This is a genomic window from Streptomyces pseudovenezuelae, assembly GCF_029892565.1.
GTDB classification, from domain to species: domain Bacteria; phylum Actinomycetota; class Actinomycetes; order Streptomycetales; family Streptomycetaceae; genus Streptomyces; species Streptomyces pseudovenezuelae_A.
On record NZ_JARXVH010000006.1, the window covers coordinates 537,159 to 554,096 of the forward strand.

General features: G+C 71.7%; 16 protein-coding genes. 12 read left to right on the forward strand and 4 right to left on the reverse strand.

What is annotated here, in order from left to right; genetic code table 11:
• Positions 1–112 precede the first annotated feature (112 nt).
• The 7 genes from M2283_RS22390 (at position 113) to M2283_RS22420 (ending at position 7,052) form a co-directional block, all read left to right on the forward strand.
• The gene (locus M2283_RS22390) at positions 113–1,552 is read left to right on the forward strand and encodes a GuaB1 family IMP dehydrogenase-related protein (RefSeq protein ID WP_280878206.1); all 1,440 of its coding nucleotides are present in this window, start codon (positions 113–115) and stop codon (positions 1,550–1,552) included.
• A 145-nt stretch (positions 1,553–1,697) separates the two neighbouring features.
• On the forward strand, positions 1,698–2,078 hold the full coding sequence (locus M2283_RS22395) for a hypothetical protein (RefSeq protein WP_280878102.1): 381 nt from the start codon (positions 1,698–1,700) through the stop codon (positions 2,076–2,078).
• A 105-nt stretch (positions 2,079–2,183) separates the two neighbouring features.
• Positions 2,184–2,636, forward strand: coding sequence for an Lrp/AsnC family transcriptional regulator (locus M2283_RS22400; protein ID WP_280878103.1), 453 nt, complete (start codon positions 2,184–2,186; stop codon positions 2,634–2,636).
• Positions 2,637–2,819: 183 nt separating this feature from the next.
• Positions 2,820–4,031: an MFS transporter gene (locus M2283_RS22405; RefSeq protein ID WP_280878104.1), complete on the forward strand. Its 1,212-nt coding sequence runs from the start codon at positions 2,820–2,822 to the stop codon at positions 4,029–4,031.
• An 85-nt stretch (positions 4,032–4,116) separates the two neighbouring features.
• Positions 4,117–6,216 (forward strand): sensor histidine kinase, encoded by a 2,100-nt coding sequence (locus M2283_RS22410; protein WP_280878105.1) that lies wholly within the window; start codon positions 4,117–4,119, stop codon positions 6,214–6,216.
• Positions 6,206–6,664 (forward strand): roadblock/LC7 domain-containing protein, encoded by a 459-nt coding sequence (locus tag M2283_RS22415; protein ID WP_280878106.1) that lies wholly within the window; start codon positions 6,206–6,208, stop codon positions 6,662–6,664. The genes M2283_RS22410 and M2283_RS22415 overlap by 11 nt, the downstream gene beginning before the upstream one ends.
• A gap of 7 nt (positions 6,665–6,671) precedes the next feature.
• Positions 6,672–7,052, forward strand: a complete 381-nt coding sequence (locus M2283_RS22420; RefSeq protein WP_280878107.1) for a DUF742 domain-containing protein — start codon at positions 6,672–6,674, stop codon at positions 7,050–7,052.
• A gap of 46 nt (positions 7,053–7,098) precedes the next feature.
• On the opposite strand, the gene M2283_RS22425 is transcribed toward M2283_RS22420, so the two are convergent.
• Positions 7,099–7,656 carry a Repetin gene (locus M2283_RS22425; RefSeq protein WP_280878108.1) on the reverse strand — a complete coding sequence of 186 codons (558 nt, stop codon included), beginning with the start codon at positions 7,654–7,656 and terminating at the stop codon, positions 7,099–7,101.
• A 309-nt stretch (positions 7,657–7,965) separates the two neighbouring features.
• Between M2283_RS22425 and M2283_RS22430 the strand changes: the two genes are divergently transcribed.
• Together M2283_RS22430 and M2283_RS22435 are read left to right on the forward strand one after the other, a co-directional pair.
• Positions 7,966–8,754 (forward strand): carbon-nitrogen hydrolase family protein, encoded by a 789-nt coding sequence (locus tag M2283_RS22430; RefSeq protein ID WP_280878109.1) that lies wholly within the window; start codon positions 7,966–7,968, stop codon positions 8,752–8,754.
• A 75-nt stretch (positions 8,755–8,829) separates the two neighbouring features.
• Complete coding sequence (locus tag M2283_RS22435; RefSeq protein ID WP_280878110.1) at positions 8,830–10,530, forward strand: flavin monoamine oxidase family protein; 1,701 nt, start codon at positions 8,830–8,832, stop codon at positions 10,528–10,530.
• Positions 10,531–10,558: 28 nt separating this feature from the next.
• Here M2283_RS22435 and M2283_RS22440 read toward each other — a convergent pair whose 3' ends face one another.
• Together M2283_RS22440 and M2283_RS22445 are read right to left on the reverse strand one after the other, a co-directional pair.
• Positions 10,559–11,488 carry an LLM class F420-dependent oxidoreductase gene (locus tag M2283_RS22440; protein ID WP_280878111.1) on the reverse strand — a complete coding sequence of 310 codons (930 nt, stop codon included), beginning with the start codon at positions 11,486–11,488 and terminating at the stop codon, positions 10,559–10,561.
• Between the two features lie 80 nt (positions 11,489–11,568).
• Positions 11,569–12,255 carry a DUF5995 family protein gene (locus tag M2283_RS22445; protein ID WP_280878112.1) on the reverse strand — a complete coding sequence of 229 codons (687 nt, stop codon included), beginning with the start codon at positions 12,253–12,255 and terminating at the stop codon, positions 11,569–11,571.
• A 173-nt stretch (positions 12,256–12,428) separates the two neighbouring features.
• Here M2283_RS22445 and M2283_RS22450 point away from each other — a divergent pair, with 173 nt between their 5' ends.
• The 3 genes from M2283_RS22450 to M2283_RS22460 all read left to right on the forward strand — a co-directional run bounded on the left by M2283_RS22450 (position 12,429) and on the right by M2283_RS22460 (position 15,598).
• Positions 12,429–13,541: a glycoside hydrolase family 6 protein gene (locus M2283_RS22450; RefSeq protein WP_280878207.1), complete on the forward strand. Its 1,113-nt coding sequence runs from the start codon at positions 12,429–12,431 to the stop codon at positions 13,539–13,541.
• Between the two features lie 193 nt (positions 13,542–13,734).
• Positions 13,735–15,021, forward strand: coding sequence for an alginate lyase family protein (locus tag M2283_RS22455; RefSeq protein ID WP_280878113.1), 1,287 nt, complete (start codon positions 13,735–13,737; stop codon positions 15,019–15,021).
• A 118-nt stretch (positions 15,022–15,139) separates the two neighbouring features.
• Complete coding sequence (locus M2283_RS22460) at positions 15,140–15,598, forward strand: acyl-CoA thioesterase (protein WP_280878114.1); 459 nt, start codon at positions 15,140–15,142, stop codon at positions 15,596–15,598.
• On the opposite strand, the gene M2283_RS22465 is transcribed toward M2283_RS22460, so the two are convergent.
• The gene (locus M2283_RS22465) at positions 15,558–16,769 is read right to left on the reverse strand and encodes an MFS transporter (RefSeq protein WP_280878115.1); all 1,212 of its coding nucleotides are present in this window, start codon (positions 16,767–16,769) and stop codon (positions 15,558–15,560) included. The two genes, M2283_RS22460 and M2283_RS22465, sit on opposite strands and share 41 nt — an antisense overlap.
• Between the last annotated feature and the right edge of the window lie 169 nt (positions 16,770–16,938).

Here is a 16,938-nt window from a genome sequence, read left to right on the forward strand (position 1 = left end):
GACGATGCTCCCGGGCAGCGCATTCCGGTCGCCGTGGGACAATGAAGTACGTGCTCCTCCCCCTGGCTGACCTGTCCGGGGACCACCTCTGATCGACTGGGATGTGCAGCACGTGCGTTTCCTCAACGACATCCAGCCCCCGTACGACCTGACGTACGACGACGTCTTCATGGTCCCGAGCCGCAGCGCCGTCGGCTCGCGGCAGGGCGTGGACCTCAGCTCCCCGGACGGCACGGGCACCACGATCCCGCTGGTCGTCGCGAACATGACCGCGATCGCCGGCCGGCGCATGGCCGAGACCGTGGCCCGGCGGGGTGGGCTCGTGGTCATTCCGCAGGACATCCCGATCGAGGTCGTCACCGACGTCGTCTCCTGGGTGAAGAGCCGGCACCACGTCCTCGACACGCCGATCATCCTCAGCCCGCACCAGACCGTCGCCGACGCGCTGGCCCTGCTGCCCAAGCGCGCGCACAACGCCGGTGTCGTCGTGGACGAGGAGCAGCGGCCGGTCGGTGTGGTGACCGACGCCGACCTGACCGGTGTGGACCGCTTCACGCAGCTCGGCGTGGTCATGTCCCGCGACCTGCTGCTGCTCGACGCGGACATCGACCCGGGCGAGGCCTTCAGCCGGCTCGACGCGGCGAACAGGCGGTACGCGCCGGCGGTCGACAAGGACGGCCGGCTCGCCGGCATCCTCACCCGCAAGGGCGCCCTGCGCGCCACGCTCTACACGCCCGCCACCGACGCGAACGGCAGGCTGCGCATCGCCGCCGCCGTCGGCATCAACGGCGACTTCGTGCAGAAGGCCAAGCAGCTGCTGGACGCGGGCGTCGACACGCTCGTCATCGACACGGCCCACGGCCACCAGGAGTCGATGATCAGCGCGATCAAGCAGGTACGCGCCCTCGACCCGCAGGTCCCGATCGCGGCCGGCAACATCGTCGCCGCGGAGGGGGTCCGGGATCTGATCGAGGCGGGCGCCGACATCATCAAGGTCGGGGTCGGCCCGGGTGCCATGTGCACCACCCGGATGATGACCGGCGTCGGCCGGCCGCAGTTCTCCGCGGTGCTGGAGTGCGCGGCCGAGGCGAAGAAGTACGGCAAGCACGTGTGGGCCGACGGCGGTGTCCGCCACCCGCGTGACGTCGCCATGGCGCTGGCCGCCGGGGCGTCGAACGTGATGATCGGCTCCTGGTTCGCGGGCACCTACGAGTCGCCGGGCGATCTCCAGCAGGACGCCAACGGGCGGCTCTACAAGGAGTCGTTCGGCATGGCGTCCGCGCGCGCCGTGCGCAACCGCACCTCGGACGAGTCGGCGTACGACCGGGCCCGCAAGGCGCTGTTCGAGGAGGGCATCTCCACCTCCCGCATGTTCCTCGACCCGGCCCGCCCGGGCGTCGAGGACCTGATCGACTCGATCATCGCGGGCGTCCGCTCCTCCTGCACATACGCCGGCGCGGGCTCCCTGGAGGAGTTCGCCGAGAAGGCGGTCGTCGGCATCCAGAGCGCGGCCGGCTACGCGGAGGGCAAGCCGCTGCACGCCAGCTGGTGACTCAAGTCCTTTGCTGATGGCCTCCGTTGAATGGCGGGGGCCATCGGTGTGTCCGGGGACGGCGGGGACGGGGTTGGGGCGCGGACTCGGAGATGGCGCGTCAAGCCCTCTTGACGTCAAGTCTGCTTGACGCAATCGTGGGGTCATGACGACACCGCAGAGCATCGAGCCGCAACACACGCTCCTCACCGCCGTCGCCCGCCTCGACGACCTGCGTATCCGCGAGTCCCTGGGGCCCGAGGATCTCGAACGGGCCGAGTTGCTCGAACTGCTCGCACTGAGCGAGGTCGTGGCCCAGAAGGCCGCGTACGGGCGGCAGTTGACGGTTCGGGCGGCTCGGGAGGCCGGGGCCTCCTGGTCGCAGATCGGGGCCGCGCTCGGCACCAGCAAGCAGGCCGCGTGGGAGGCGCACACGCGGTGGATCGACGTGCAGGAGGCGGCGCACGGGCGGCCCGGGCAGATGGGGTTCGACGCGGACGACGCGGCCGCGGCGCGGGCCCTCGCGGGGGAGCCGGACGGGCGCTGAGCCGGGTGGCCCGCGGAGTTCGAAGGGCCGCCGAGGGCGTGTTCTACTTCGTATACGGCCATCGCCGCTCCCGAACCGCGCCACCCGAGAAGTGACCAACCCACTGTGCTGAACGATCTCGACGAACGCATCGTGCACGCCCTCGCCGAGGACGCCCGTCGCTCCTACGCGGACATCGGGCAGCTGATCGGCCTGTCGGCGCCCGCCGTGAAGCGGCGCGTGGACCGGCTGCGGGCCACCGGCGCCATCACCGGTTTCACCGTGCGGGTGGACCCGGCGGCGCTGGGCTGGGAGACCGAGGGGTTCGTCGAGATCTACTGTCGGCCCAACACCTCGCCGGAGACCATCCAGCGGGGCCTGGAGCGCTACCAGGAGGTCGTGGCCGCCTCGACCGTCACCGGCGACGCGGACGCCGTCGTGCAGGTCTTCGCCTCCGACATGCGGCACTTCGAGCGGGTCCTGGAACGGATCGCCGGGGAGCCGTTCGTCGAGCGCACCAAGTCGGTGCTGGTGCTGTCACCGCTGCTGCGCCGCTTCTCGTCGGGCTCGCCCACGTAGTCCCAGGCCTGTCTGCTGACGTAGTCCCCGACCTGTCCGCCGACGTAATCCCCGGACGGATCCGCCCGGCGTGTCTACCATCGGTGACATGACCTGGCGACATTGATCCACCAGCCGTGCCTCCCGAGGACCGCCTCGGACGCCGTACCCCCGGCATCCGATCCGTCCTTGCGGGAAGGCCTCATGACACTCTCACCTGCGCGTGTGTCCGTCGGTAGCGGCGTCCGCCGGCTCACGGCCACGCTGTACGGCTATGCGTTCCTGGACGACTTCGTCCTGCTCTACCCGGTGTACGCGCTGCTGTTCAGCGACACCGGACTGTCCGTCTGGCAGATCTCGTCCCTCTTCGCCCTCTGGTCGCTCACCGGCGTGTTCCTGGAGGTGCCCTCGGGCGCCTGGGCCGACGCCGTCTCCCGGAAGCTGCTGCTGTGGCTCGGTCCGCTGCTCACCGCGGCCGGCTTCGCGCTGTGGGTGCTCGTCCCCTCGTACTGGGCCTTCGCCCTCGGCTTCGTGCTGTGGGGCGCGCGCGGAGCGCTGGGTTCCGGCGCGCTGGAGGCGCTCGTGTACGAGGAACTGGAGCGGCTCGGCGCGGCCGACCGGTACGCCCGCATCATGGGCCGGGCCCGGGCGGCGGGCCTGGTCGCGGTGATGGCGTCGATGGGGCTCGCCGGGCCGGTGTTCGCGTGGGGCGGCTACCCGGCCGTCGGCGCGGCGAGCGTGCTGGCCTGCGTCGCGACCGCGGCGACGGCGACGCGGTTCCCCGAGCATCGGGCCATTTCTGGCTCCGGAGGCGGGAGTTGGGCAGCGACCCTGCGTTCCGGGCTCGCCGAGGTCCGCAAGGACCGGTCACTGCGCGGGGCGCTGCTGCTGATCCCCGCGGTGGGTGCCGTCTGGGGTGCGCTCGACGAGTACACCCCCCTGCTGGTGCGCGACACCGGCGTGGCGGAGACGGCGGTGCCATATGTGTTGTTGGTGATCTGGACGGGGGCCACGGCCGGGAGTCTGCTCGCCGGTCCCTTTGAGCGCCTGGGTACGGCGGGCTTCGCGGCGGTGCTCGCGGGCGCCGGGATCGCACTGGCCGCGGGGGCGTTGACCCGGACGACGGTCGGCCTCGGCCTGGTGGCACTGGCCTTCGTCGGTTTCCAACTGGCGACCGTGCTGGCCGACGTCCGGCTCCAGCAGCGCATCGACGACGACGCCGGCCGGGCCACGCTGACCTCGGTCGCGAGTCTGGGCACCGAACTGGGCACGGTCGGCGTCTACGCCGGATACGCGACGATCGCCACGCGCGCCTCCAACGGAACCGCCTTCGCACTGTTCGCGCTGCCGTATCTGGTGACGGCGTCGGCGCTGGCGGTCGGTCGACGGGCGCGGTCCCGGCGGACGGTCCCGTAGCTTGTGAGACGTTTCACTACCGGCGAGTAGAACCAGCCGGTAACCTCTCTCGACAGCACTAGCGAGTACCTGCCCAGGGGAGAGCATGCGCCGGCCCACCGGCCGTCCCACGACGGTCCGCGCCCGAATCGTGGCGCTCGCGCTCGCCCCCGCGCTCGCCCTGATGGTGCTGTGGACCTTCGCGATGGTGTCGGTCACCGGAGGACTGCGCGCGCTCGTTCGGGTCCAGGGGGTGTACGAGGATTTCGGCACCCCCGTCGACACGGCGATCGGGCAGATCCAGATCGAACGGCGCCTCGCCGCCGCGTACTTGGGCACGCGGCGGCGTGAGGCGACTGTCGTCGACCTGATGGAGCAGCAGCGTCGCACCGACCGTGCCGTGAGCGCCCTGCGCGACGCGGCACGGGACGGTGACCGCGACCGGCTCTCCGCGCGGCAGCGACAGGCGCTCGACGCCATGGTCACGGCGGTCGGCGGGCTGGAGCCGCTGCGGGAGCGGGTGCTGTCCCGGGACATCTCGTGGGACCGCGCGGTGACCGGGTACAGCGCCCTCGTGGAGCCGGGCTTCGACGTCCAGTCGACGCTCACCGCACTGCAGGCCGGGCAGCTCGCGCGGGAGGCGCAGGTCGTCGTCGAGCTGGTGCGGGTACGGGAGTTCGTGTCGCGGGAGGACGCGCTGGTGGCCGGGGCGCGGGCCGCCGGGAGCCTCACCGACCGGCAGTACGACACGCTCACGGCGACCGTCGAGGACCGGCGCGTCTTCGAGCGGACGTATGTCCCCGACCTGCCGGCCGACTCGCGGGCGCTGTTCACGCGCTTCCAACGCGGCCAGCTGCACCGGGAGTTGGTGCGCAGCGAGGACGCCCTGCTGCGGGCCGGTGCCGACGGGGCGGGTGAGGCCGTCGCGGCCGACTCCTGGCGCACGACGACCGACAGCGCGGTCGAGCGGTACATGCAGTTGTGTACGACGTCCGCCGAGAACTCGGCTGGGCGGGCACGGGAGTTCGCCTACCGGGAGCTGGCCAAGGCCGTCGCCGTGGGCGTGCTGGGGCTGGCCGCCGTAGCGCTGTCGCTGTGGTTCGCGGTGCGGGGTGCACGGCGTATCTCGCGGCGGCTGGAGACGCTGCGGGACGCCGCCGACCTGCTGACCGCACGTCAACTGCCGGACGTGATGGCGAGGTTGAGTGCCGGTGAGGACGTGGACGCGGTGGCCGAGGCGCCGCCGCTCGCGGACGGGGAGGCGGGTGCCGACGAGATCGGTGACGTGGGGCGGTCCTTCAACGCGGCCCGCCTCGCGGCCGTGGAGGCCGCCGTCCGGCAGGCCGCCCTGCGTCGTGGGCTGTCCGCCGTGCTGGTCACCATCGCCCGGCGCAACCAGGCGCTCGTGCACCGGCAGTTGAAGCTCGTCGACACCCTGGAGCGACGCACCGACGACCCCGCCATCCTCGACCAGCTCTTCCGCATCGACCACCTCACCACCCGGATGCGGCGCCACGCCGAGGGTCTGATCATCCTCTCCGGCGCGGCGCCGGGCAGGCGTTGGCGGCGCCCGGTGCCGCTCGCCGACGTCGTCGCCTCCGCGGTGGGTGAGATCGAGGAGTACGCGCGCGTGGAGCTCCCGCCGCTGCCGCGGGTCGGCGTCGACGCGGACGCCGTCGCCGATGTCGTCCACCTCCTCGCCGAACTCGTCGAGAACGCCACCGTGTTCTCGCCGCCCCGCAGCCGCGTCACCCTGCGCACCCGGCGTGCCGACGCCGGGTTCGTCCTGGAGATCGATGACCGGGGCCCCGGCCTCGACGCCGGCCAACTCGCCGCGGCACACCGCACGCTCACCGACCCGGACGGGTTCGACCCCACCCGCCACGACCGCCTCGGGCTCTACGTCGTCGGCCGCCTCGCCGCCCGGCACGGCATCGGCGTCACGCTCGGCCCGTCGCCGTACGGCGGGACGACGGCGCTGGTGCTGTTGCCCGAAGGGGTGTTGGCTGAGGGCGAGGACGGCACGACTCGGTCTCCCCGCGTGGCCCTCGCGGCCCCGCGCGAGGAGAACCCCGAGGAGATGCGCGCCGTCTTCGGGGCCTTCCAACGGGGTCTCGCCCGAGGCCGCAGAGGCTTGCCCCTGGACTCCGACCCCACGTGGCGAACCGACAACGAGAAAGGCAAGGACCCCGCCGATGCCCCGTGACCGGAGCCCTCAACCCGCCTCCATCCTCGCCACCCCCGCCGACACCCCGGGCACCGGCCTCGGCTGGCTGCTCGACGACCTCGTCGCCCGGACCGGCCAGGTCCGCCAGGCCGTGCTGCTCACCGCCGACGGCCTGCCCCTCAGCGCCTCGGACGGCATGCGCGGCCGGGACATCGAACACCTCGCCGCGATCTGCGCCGGCTTCCACGGACTGGCCGGTTCGGCGGGGGAGCGGTTCGGGGCGGGGGAGATCCGGCAGACCATGGTGATGCTCGACGACGCCTACCTCTTCATCACCCCGGCCGGCGACGGCAGCCGGCTGGCCGTGCTGAGCGAGGCCCAGACGGACGTCGGTCAACTCGCCCACGAGATGGGCCTGCTGGTCCGTCGCGTGGGCCGGCACCTGGCCGCCGCCGTACGGTCGGCCGAGGCCCCGGCCGGCCCGTGACCCGACGGTGAGAGACGAGCACTGGTACGAGGACGAGACCGGGGCGCTGGTGCGCCCCTACACCGTCACCCGGGGCCGCACCCGCCCCTCCGACCGACATCACATCGACCTCATGTCGCAGGTCACCGGCCTGCCCCCGGTCGGCACGGCACCCGGCCTCGACCACGTGGGCGCGTGCCTGCTGGTCCTGCTCCACCGCGGCCCGCGGCCCGTCGTGGAGCTCGCCGCGGACGCCGACCTGCCGCTCACCGTCGTACGCGTCCTGCTCGGCGATCTGGCCGAGGCCGGTCTCGTACGGATCGATCCTCCTCGGCCCGCGTCCACGGTGGTACCGGCCACGGACCCCGAGTTGCTGCGGGAGATCGTCGAGCGGTTGCGGGAGATCTAGGAAGTGGGCGGGCCGGGTCCGGAAGGCCGGAATCGGCGGTCCGCGTCTAGAAGTCCGGCTGCCAGGGCACGACCGTGAAGTCGCCGGTGCCCTGCTTCACCTTCTCGAAGGGCGCCGAACTCACGCACTTGGGCAGGTCCTTGGGGCCCAGGTCCTCGGTCGTGGCCCAGCTGTAGCCGAGCCGGTCGCGGTGGCCGAGATCGTGGACCGTGACGCCGACCCGGGTGCCCTTGGCGTCGGGGAGGTTCGTGTCGGTGACGACGCCGGAGACGACGGCCACCTTGCCGCCGGTGACCAGGCAGTCGACCTTGGCCTTCGCCCAGGCGCCGTCGCCGTTCAGATAGTGGCTCCACTCGAAGGTTCCGGTGGCCTGCATCGGGTCGGCGGTGTCCTTCGCCGCGAGGTGGGCGTCGAAGGAGAAGGTGATGTCGTCGCCGAGCGAGCGGTAGAGCTTCGCGGTGCCGGTGAGGGCGGCGGCCTCGCGCTGCGGCCTGTCCTCGACGCCCGAGGCCGCGGCGGATCCCGCCGCCACGGCGGAACCCGTCAGACCGACGGTGAGCAGGAGCACGACCCCGAGCACGGCGACCTTCGTACGACGCTGCATGACGGACCTTTCTGCAGGTGAAGCGGACGGTCACCACTCTGTCGGCGGCGCCCCGCCGCCACATCGCGCCCGAGGAGGCACCCCGCCTCCGCCGTCCGGCGGGGAACCGTCTGTGACCTGCGCCTCAAGGAGGACCGGGGGTACGCCCGAGGTCGCGCAACGAATCGCCGCCGGACGGGTGGCCAACGCAACGAACCGCTCACCGGCGCGCAACGGCTCCTCCTTGTCGGGCCGTCGCCCGCGCCCGTACCGTCTATCTGGCCCCCCATAGGTGGCGCTTCACCCTTTTCGTACCGGCGAGGAACCCACATGCGCACCGCCCTGCTCCAGAGCTCCGGCCGCCCCGGCTCGATCGTCGAGAACCTCAAGGTCCTCGACGAGGCCGCGGGCCGGGCCGCCGCCGCGGGGGCGGGGCTGCTCACCGCGCCGGAGATGTTCCTCACCGGGTACGCGATCGGCGACGACGTCGGCCGCCTCGCCGAGCCCGCCGACGGGGACTCGGCCGACGCGATCGCCGAGATCACCACCCGGCACGGCCTCGCGATCGCCTACGGCTACCCCGAGCGGGACGGCGAGAGCGTCTTCAACTCCGCCCAGCTGATCTCCGCCACCGGCGACCGTCTCGCCAACTACCGCAAGACCCACCTCTTCGGCTGCTTCGAGCGCGACCACTTCACACCTGGCGAACAGCCGGTCGTGCAGGCCGAGTTGGACGGTCTGAGCGTCGGGCTGATGATCTGCTACGACGTCGAGTTCCCGGAGCCCGTCCGCGCCCACGCCCTCGCCGGCACCGACCTGCTGCTCGTCCCGACGGCGAACATGCACCCGTTCCAGTTCGTCGCCGAGTCCCTGGTCCCGGTGCGGGCCTGGGAGAACCAGATGTACGTGGCGTACATCAACCGGATCGGCCGGGAAGGGGAGTTCGACTTCTTCGGCCTCTCCGCGCTGGCCGGGCCCGACGGGGTCGCCCGCACGCGGGCCGGCCGCGGCGAGGAACTCCTGTTCGGCGACGTCGACCCGGCCCTCCTCGCGGCCTACCGTGAGGCGAACCCGTATCTGAAGGACCGCCGCCCCGGCCTCTACGGGTCCCTCGCCTGACACGCAGGCCCTCTCCCTCTCCCTCTCCCGTCCTTTCCTCACCTTCAGTTTTTTCGCGCAAGGAGTCCCTACCCCATGACGTCCACGGTGCCCAACGCCGTCGAGCACGCCGACGAGCAGCAGCCGCCGATCACCATGTTCGGCCCGGACTTCCCCTACGCGTACGACGACTTCCTCGCCCACCCGGCCGGCCTCGGCCAGATACCGGCGACCGAGCACGGCACCGAGGTCGCGGTCATCGGCGGCGGCCTTTCCGGCATCGTGGCCGCGTACGAGCTGATGAAGATGGGCCTGAAGCCGGTCGTCTACGAGGCCGACCGGATCGGCGGCCGGCTGCGCACCGTCGGCTTCGACGGCCCCGGCACCGAGGAACTGACCGCCGAGATGGGGGCGATGCGCTTCCCGCCCTCCTCCACCGCACTCCAGCACTACATCGACCTGGTGGGACTGGAGACCCGGCCGTTCCCCAACCCCCTTGCGGAGGCGACCCCTTCGACCGTCGTCGATCTCAAGGGCGAGTCGCACTACGCCGAGACGGTCGCCGACCTGCCGCAGGTCTACCGCGATGTCGCCGAGGCCTGGAACAAGTGCCTCGAAGAGGGCGCCGACTTCTCCGACATGAACCGCGCCCTGCGCGAGCGGGACGTGCCGCGCATCCGCGAGATCTGGGCGAAGCTGGTCGAACGGCTCGACAACCAGACCTTCTACGGCTTCCTCTGCGACTCCGAGGCCTTCAAGTCCTTCCGGCACCGCGAGATCTTCGGCCAGGTCGGCTTCGGTACGGGCGGCTGGGACACCGACTTCCCCAACTCCATCCTGGAGATCCTGCGCGTCGTCTACACCGAGGCCGACGACCACCATCGCGGCATCGTGGGCGGTTCCCAGCAACTGCCGGTCAGGCTCTGGGAACGCGAGCCGCAGAAGATCGTGCACTGGCCCTACGGCACCTCGCTGGCGTCCCTGCACGTGGGCGGCGAGCCCCGCCCCGCCGTGACCCGGCTGCACCGCACCGCCGGCAACCGGATCACGGTGACGGACGCGAACGGCGACATCCGCACCTACCGGACGGCGATCTTCACCGCCCAGTCCTGGATGCTGCTCTCCAAGATCGCCTGCGACGACTCGCTCTTCCCGATCGACCACTGGACGGCGATCGAGCGCACCCACTACATGGAATCGAGCAAGCTCTTCGTGCCCGTCGACCGGCCCTTCTGGCTCGACAAGGACGAGGAGACCGGCCGGGACGTCATGTCGATGACCCTCACCGACCGTATGACGCGCGGGACTTACCTCCTGGACGACGGTCCGGACAGGCCCGCCGTCATCTGCCTCTCGTACACCTGGTGCGACGACAGCCTCAAGTGGCTGCCGCTGTCCGCGAACGAGCGGATGGAGGTCATGCTGAAGTCGCTCGGCGAGATCTATCCGAAGGTCGACATCAGGAAGCACGTCATCGGCAACCCGGTGACCGTGTCCTGGGAGAACGAGCCCTATTTCATGGGCGCCTTCAAGGCCAACCTGCCCGGCCACTACCGCTACCAGCGGCGCCTGTTCACGCACTTCATGCAGGACCGGCTGCCCGAGGACAAGCGGGGCATCTTCCTCGCAGGTGACGACATCTCCTGGACGGCCGGCTGGGCCGAGGGCGCGATCCAGACCGCACTGAACGCGGTGTGGGGCGTCATGCACCACTTCGGCGGCGAGACCGACGGGACCAACCCGGGACCCGGCGACGTGTACGACGAGATCGCGCCGGTCGAGCTGCCGGAGGACTGAGCCGAACGTCTGTAGCGCCGACGGGAGTTCAGACCCCGGCCGCCCGCGCCTTCTCGTACACCTCCGAGGCGACGTCCTTGAGTTCCTGGGCGTCCCGGGTGCCGCTCTGCAGGTCCACGAGGATCTCGTCGAGGCCGATCTCGGCGTGCGCGGCGAGGTCCTCGACGATCTGGTCGACGCTGCCGTGGAAGGGGCGGCGGTCGGCGCCGGCGTGGGCCTCGGCGGTGTAGCGCGGGTTGGTGCGCAGCACGGTCCGGATCGGCTCGGTGCGTCCGCGCTCGGCGGCCAGTTCCCGCAGCGCGCGCCACTGCGCGGCGACCGCCTCGGCGCCGATGCCCACCGGCATCCAGCCGTCCGCGTGGTCGACCAGCCGGCGCCGGGCCTTCTCGTTGCCGGCCGCCAGGAGGATCGGGATGGGCCGGGCGGGCTTGGGGCCGACCACCGCCGACGCGATCTTCGTCAACCGGCCCTCGTACGACACCGGGTCGGGGCCCCACACGGCCCGGCACACCTCGATCAGCTCGTCCAGGACCTGGCCGCGCTCCGCGAACGGCCGTACCGACGCGGCCGCGTACTCGTCGTGGGACCAGCCCGTGCCGAGGCCCGCGACCACCCGGCCGCCGCTCGCCGCGTCCAACGAGGCGAGCGCCTTGGCCAGTTGGAAGGGCACGTGCAGGGGTGCGACCAGCACGCTGGTGCCCAGGCGGGCCCGCTCGGTGGCAGCGGCGGCGAGCGTGAGGGTGACCAGCGGCTCGGCCACGCCGCGGTAGTTGTCGGGCCAGGGCACGCCCTCCATGCCGTACAGACCCTGGGTGGCGGGCTCGGGGAACAGGGCGCGCTCGTACACCCACAGGCTCTCGAAGCCGATCCGCTCGGCGGCCCGCGCCACGTCGGGTACGTCCCTTCCGATGTCGTACCAGCGCATCTGCGGGAGGCCGAGTCCGAGAGCGGTCGCCATGCCCTGTGCTCCTTCGCGTTCGCCTTCGCCGGAGGGGCGCTGCCGCCGAACGTACAACGTCCTCGCGCGAGTTGACTCGATCAGTCCGGCAGCGGCGTGAGCATCATGCGTCCCGCGAAGCCCACCGCCGCGTCCAGCCGCTCGGTGAACTCCTCGGCCACATCGGGCAGTCCACGCAGCGCCCACAGGGCCCGCGCCGCCGTCCAGGTGGCGTCCCGGGCGCGGTCCAGACTCCACGAACCGAGGAGATGGGTGAGCGGGTCGGCGATCTGGAAGAGGTCGGGGCCCGGCATCAGATCTTCGCGGATGCGCTCCTCCAGCGAGACGAGGAGATCACCCACGCGGTCGAACTCGTCCTCCACCTCGGCGGGTTCGCAGTCGAGCCTACGACACGTGTCCACCACGGCGAGCGCCAGATCGTGGCCGATGTGCGCATTGATGCCCGCGAGGGCGAACTGGAGTGGTCGTACGCCGGGATGACGGCGGAGCTGGAACAGCGGCCGCCAACAGGCAGGCGGGCGCCGCTCGTCCGTCGTCGCCTCCACGGCCGCCAAGTACCGCTCCGCGAACCGCACGTCCAGCGTGATCGCGGCCCGCGCGTCGGTGAACGCCCCGGCGTCGATCCGCCGGTCGACCGCCTCCGTGACGGCGAGGTAGACGCGGTTGAAGACCGCGATCCCGTCCCGGTCAGGGAGAGCCGAGTCCAGGGCGCGCATACGGGAGACGACGGCGTCCACAGGTGTGGTGATCTGTTCCAATTGCGCCATGGGGGAAGGGTCCCAGTCATACGCTGACCGAAGTGCCGGCGGGCCCGACGCTTCCCCAGAACGGGGGAACGCACCTGCTGTGGGGGAGGGGGCACACCACCGTGTCTGGCTTGCGTGCCCAGCGGCTGCCCGCGCGCAGGGCTGAGCGCCGCCGCGCGACCCGGCGTTCCGCGATGGTCGCGGCGGCCTCCGTCGTGGTCGCCGTCGGCACCGCGACCGGCATGCTGACCGCCTTCGGCAACGGACGCGGCGCGAACGAGGCCGGACCCGGGGTGACCAGCTCGCCGAGGCTGGAGCGCCTGCCGGTGGTGCCGTCCCCTTCGACGTCCGGCACCTCGGCCTCCCCCTCGCCCAGGAAGGCGAGCCCGTCGGCAAGTCCCTCCCCGAAGAAGGCGAAGAAGCAGCCGATCACCCCCGTGGCTGAAGGCCTCTACCGTCATCCCGACTCCCAGGTCCTGGACTGGGTGCGCGCCAATCCGTCGGACCCGCGCGCGTCGGTCATCGAGTCGCGCATCGCCGACCGGCCGGCGGCGGTGTGGTTCGCCGACTACGCGCCGGACACCATCGCCGCCCGGGTCCGCGCGGTCACCTCGGGCGCCGCGGGGCAGGACCGGGTGCCGGTCCTCGTGGCGTACGCGATTCCGGACCGCGACTGCGGCGGCGCCTCGGAGGGCGGGGCTCCCGACCTCGCCGCGTACGACGCGTGGATCGACGCCTTCGCACGGGGGCTCGGCTCCGACGAGGTCATCGTCGTCCTGGAGCCGGACTCCATAGCCCAGGCCGACTGCCTCGGCGTCGGCCAACGGGCCGACCGTTTCGCCTCGTTGGCCCGCGCCGGCCGCGTCCTGAAGGCGGCGGACCCGAAGGCGCGGGTCTACTTCGACGCCGGCCACTCCGGCTGGAACCCCGCCGGCAAACAGGCCGACCTGCTCCGCCAGGCGGGCGCCGCCTCGGCGGCCTCCTCCGACGGTGTCTTCAGCAACGTCTCCAACTTCCACACCACGTCGGCCGAGGTCGCCTACGACCGACAGGTCCTCGCCGCCCTGGGCGGCCCCGCGAGCCTGGGTGCCGTCATCGACACCAGCCGCAACGGCAACGGCGCCCCGAACGACGGCGAGTGGTGTGACCCGGCGGGCCGCAAGATCGGCCGCACCCCGACGCTCGGCACCGGCGAGGCCCGCATCGACGGCTACCTGTGGGTGAAGCTCCCGGGGGAGTCGGACGGCTGCAAGGGGAGCCCCGGGACGTTCAGCCCGTCGTACGCCTACGACTTGGCGTCTTCGTAGGGGAGTTCTCCTCGACGGGTGAGTTTCAGCTGGGGATTCGCCATCTCCGTACATGAATGCTGTCCGGACCATTGCCACAGGTATGGGCTGGTCCTACGCTCGCACGGTCCTACTCATGAACTCTGTTCACATTCATGACCGTTCATGATCCGATCGCCTTTCTGGCCCACCGCTCTCCGGATCGGAGTGTTAGATGAGTGGAAGATCCCGTGCGGCCGTCGTGTTCGCCGCCGTGGTGACTCTCGCAGCCGTGCTCGTCCCCTCCGCACAAGCCACCCACGACAGCCATGGCACGCGAGCCGCCCCCAAGACCCCGGACACCGCCGTCCTCGACGGCGCCCGGCTCAAGCAGACGAAGCTCCGCATCGACCACGGCGACTCCCAACTCCGCCGCTCCGTGCGGAACTTGACGGCCCGCGCCGACAACTGGCTGAACCAGGGCCCCTGGACGGTCGTGGACAAGCCGAAGCCGGCCCCCGGCGGGGACGTTCACGACTATCTGAGCCAGGCCCCGTACTGGTGGCCCTCGACGACCCCCACCGCCGACAACCCCTGGGGCTGCCCGTACGTCCAGCGTGACGGACAGCGCAACCCCGAGGTCGACACCGGCACCGACCGCCAGGACGTCGAGAAGGTCTTCGACTCGACGTACGACCTCTCGCTCGCCTGGTACTACACGGGCCAGAAGAAGTACGCCGAGAAGGCCGGGCAGGTCCTGCGCACCTGGTTCCTGAACTCCGCCACGAAGATGAACCCCAACCTGGACCACGCGCAGTTCATCCCCTGCAAGTACGACGGCCGGGCGATCGGGATCATCGACTTCTCGCAGTCGTACACCAGCGTCGTCGACGCGCTCGCGCTCCTCGCCACCGGCGCCCCCGGCTGGACGAAGGCCGACCGGACCGGTATGACCCGCTGGAACTCGGACTTCCTCGACTGGCTGGTCGACAGCGGCTTCGGCAAGGAGGAGGGGGCCGCGGCCAACAACCACGGCACCTTCTACGACATGCAGGTCGCCGCCCTCGCCTACGCGACCGGCGACACGGGCCTGGCCCGGCGGACCGTGCGCGACGCAGCCGCCAAGCGCCTTGACCCGCAGATCGCGGGCGACGGCAGCCAGCCGCAGGAGCTGGCGCGGACGCGGAGCTGGCACTACTCGACCTTCGACCTGGTCGCGTACACCCGGCTCGCCGCCATCGGCCGACATGTCGGCGTGAACCTGTGGGCGCATCAAGGGCCGGACGGGCAGAGGCTGTTCAAGGCGGTCGACTATCTGCTGCCGGCCGCGACCGGGGCCGCGCCGTGGACGCACCCTGAGCTGGAGTTCTACCGCTACGCGGCCAGCGACGTCGTGCACGCGGCGGCGGACGCGGGGGACAGGGCCGCGCAGAAGGCCGTGGCGAAGCTGGAGGCACCGCCCGGCGGCGACCTCTGGGCGTTGCGTCCGGCCGCCGAGCAGCTGGACTCGATAGCCGGCTGATGACTGGAGCCGGCTGACCGGCGCGGGCTGACCTGGCCCTTCCCGACAGGGGCTCCTGAGCGTCCGCTTAGGATGGAGTGTCCCCACCGCTTCATCCGTGACGCCCAGGAGCCCCGCCGTGACCGCCGAAGCCCCGACCGCCCCCGCCCTGTCGCACGGCCGGCTCACCCCCGTCACCGTCCACTTCGACGACCTGGACGCCCTCGGCCTGCTCCACAACGCCCGCTACCCGCTGCTGGTCGAGCGGGCCTGGTCCGAGTTCCTCCAGGAGCAGGGCTTCCACTACGCGGGCGACTGGGTGGCGGCCGGCGACGCCTGCAACGCGGTGAAGGAATTCCGGATCAGCTACGAGGCACCGGTCACCAGGCCGGGCACCTACGCCGTCCACCTGTGGCTGGAACGCCTCGGCACCACCGGCCTGACCTACGGCTTCCGCCTCTGCTCGGCCGACGGCGCGCTGACCTACGCCCACGGCACCCGGGTCCTGGTCCGGCTGGACCCGGCCACCATGCGTCCGGCGCCGTGGAGCGAGGGCTTCAGGGCCGCGGGTCGGGCACTGCTGCGCTCGGCCGACTGACCTTCGGCCGGTCCCGGTCGCCGGCCCGCAGCACCCCCGCGAACACGACGAGCCCGCTCGCCAGCACCGACACCAGCACGAACGACACCACCAGGCTCGACGCCTGCGCCACCCCGCCGATCAGACTGGGCGCGATCAGACCCGAGGTGTACGTGATGGTCGCGACGCCCGCGATCGCCTGACTCGGGTTCGGGCCGCTGCGCCCGGCCGCAGCGAAGCACAGCGGCACGACCACCGCGATGCCGAGGCCCATCAGCGCGAACCCGGCCATCGCCACCGCCGGATGCCCCGCGACCACCACGAGCAGGCCGCCGGCCGCCGCGAGGAAGCCGCCGGTGCGGACCGTGCGGACCGAGCCGAAGCGGTTGACCACCGCGTCGCCCACCAGTCGGGCCACGGCCATGGTGAGCATGAAGCCGGTCGTGCACGCCGCCGCCAGGCCCGCCGAGGAGTCCAGCTGGTCGCGCAGATAGACCGCCGACCAGTCCAGGCTCGCGCCCTCCGCGAACACCGCGCAGAAACCGACGGCCCCGATCAGCAGCGCCGACTTCGGCGGCAGCGCGAACCTCGGCGGCGGCTCCTCGTCCTCGTCCGGCTGCAGGTCCAGCACCCAGCGGCAGAACAGCGCGCCGAGCGCGGTGAGCGTGGCCGCCGCGAGCGCGAAGTGCACGCGCGCGTCCGCACCGAGATGCGCGGCGAGGGTGCCGCCCGCCGAGCCGATCAGGGCGCCGGCGCTCCACATGCCGTGCAGGCCGGACATGATCGACTTGCCGAGCAGCGCCTCTATCTCGACGCCGAGCGCGTTCATGGCGACATCGGCCATGCCCGCGCTCGCGCCGTACACGAACATCGCCAGGCACAGCGTGTACAGGTTCGGCGCGAGCGACGGCAGGATCAGCGACAGGGTCCACAGGGCGAGCAGGCCGCGCAGCGCCGTCCGGCTGCCGAAGCGGTGGCTGATGCGGCCCGCCAGCGGCATCGAGCAGGAGGCGCCGAACGCCGTGAAGGCGAGCGCGAATCCCAGCTGGCCCGCGCTGAGGTGCGCGTGCTCCTGGATCCACGGCACGCGGGTCGCGAACGAGCCGGTCACGGCGCCGTGCACGGCGAACACGGCGGCCACCGCGTACCGGGCCCGCCGCACCTCGCGCGAGTCGTATGCCACGTCGCTCATTCTCCGGCCCCTCCCAGGATCTCTTCGAATCTCTTCGGTTCCCCACCTGCGCCGCGTAAACTATCAGGAACCCTGCCTGATAGATAGGTGAATAATGGCCGCACGGGCACGGGGCCGAGTAACCCGTCCCAACTGCCGTACGGCACCGCCGATCTGGAAGGATCTCGGC